The sequence below is a fragment of the Geomonas sp. genome (assembly GCF_056994735.1).
Map to the genome: position 1 here is coordinate 1 of NZ_JBXKJL010000450.1, position 1940 is coordinate 1940.

Here is a 1940-nt window from a genome sequence, read left to right on the forward strand (position 1 = left end):
GCTCGCGGAGTTCGAGGAGCTGCGGCTGCACCATGTCAAGCTCAAGAAGGGGATGTCCGTCGAGGACGGGGTCAAGGAGTACCAGGCCGACCCGGACGTGGAATATGCCGAGCCGAACTACCTCTTCCAGATCCAGTCCCTCCCCAACGACACCAAGTTCGCCCAGCAGTGGGCGCTCCACAACACCGGCCAGACCGGCGGCACCCCCGGGGTGGACATCAAGGCTACCGCCGCCTGGAACATAACGACCGGGAGCAGCAACGTGGTGGTTGCCATCCTCGATACCGGCATCGACTATACCCATCCGGACCTGGTTGCCAATATCTACTCCACCCGTGGCTATAATGCTGTTAATCATAGTAACGATCCGTTCGACTACCACGGTCACGGCACCCACGTTGCCGGCATCATCGGCGCCGCTGGCAACAACGGGCTCGGCATCGCCGGCGTCAATTGGAACGTCAAACTGACCGCCTGCAAGTGTGTCGACAACAGCGGCTACGCTTCGTCGAACGCCGTTGTGGAGTGTCTGCAGTGGGTGAAGTCGCAGAAGAATGCCGGTGTCAACATCGTGGCCACCAACAACAGCTGGGGGACGAGCGCAGCCTATTACTCCTCGTCGATCTACGACGCCGTCAAGGCTCAGCCTGACATCCTGTTCGTCTCCGCTGCCGGCAACGGGGGGGGCGACCCTGACGAAATCAACGCCTTCTCCACCCCCAGCGCCGCGAAGCTGCCCAACGCGATCGTGGTAGCCGCGAGCGACGACAAGGACTACAAGTCGTCCTTCTCCAACTTCGGCAAGTTCAACGCCCACCTGATGGCACCGGGAGAGGGAATACTCAGCACGCTGCCGGCATCCAACAGTTATGGCATCTCCGGGGGGTACGGCACGCTCTCAGGGACCTCCATGGCGACCCCTTACGTCACTGGTGTCGCAGCTCTCTTGAAGGCCCAGGATCCCAGCCGCAACTGGGCCACCATCAAGAACCTCATCCTCGCCGGCGGCGAAGACACTGCCGGCAGCTACGGTCACACCATGACCCGCAAAAGGCTGAGCGCCTACGGCTCCATGGCCTGCTCCAACACCCCGGTCTTCGCGGTACAGGACCCACCCTATGGTCTCACCGTCGGCTCGTCCGTAACCCTGAGCGCCCTGAGCATCAACTGCGGTGCGTCCTCCGGTCCCGTTATCGTCGTCACTCGAGACTGGGAGAGAGTGACCCTGCACGATGACGGGGTCGCCCCCGACCTCGTCGCCAACGACGGGATTTTCAGCGCCAGTTTCGTCCCCACCCGCACCGACGAGGTACTGAGCTTCTCCTTCCCGGCTGGGGTCCAGACGCTGGAGTATCCCCGTACCGAAATCACCTCCTCCGGCCCGACCTGGACCCAGACGCTGACCTACCAGGGGCCGGTAATCACCACCACCCATCTTCCCAACCCGACGCTGAACACCCCCTATACCAGCACCCTCGCCGTCCAGGGCGGATACCCGACATCCCTCTGGAGACTGGCGTCGGGGTCCCTGCCGGACGGAATCACCCTTAGCCCCATCGGCGAACTCTCCGGCAGCGCCACCACGCCCGGAAGCTTCTATTTCACGGTGGAGGTGGCCGATTCCTACGGCGCCATTGCCAACAAGGAACTTTCGATGACGGTGACTCCGGACGGCTACTCCGAAGCCTGGAGGAACCTGGGCCCCCCCGTCTCCCAGGCGTACGTGTGGGAGACCGTCGAAGACAACCACAGCGATGTCGCCATCGACCGTGACGGAAACAGCTATGTCACCTTGGATTATGGCTATTACGGTCCAAGTTTGGTCAAGTACGATCCCGCCGGGAACCAGCTCTGGGCGAAGACCTTCAGCCTGGAGACCTTTGATAACCTGTACGCAGTCACCGCGGACCTGGACGGCAATGTCTACGCGGCAGGCAAAA

The 1940-nt window shown here is 62.2% G+C and carries 1 protein-coding gene; it reads left to right on the forward strand.

Going from position 1 to position 1940, the window contains the following annotated elements; all coding sequences use genetic code 11:
* A partial coding sequence (locus AC11W3_RS19420; RefSeq protein WP_484093592.1) for a S8 family serine peptidase occupies positions 1–1940 on the forward strand: 1940 nt, incomplete at both ends.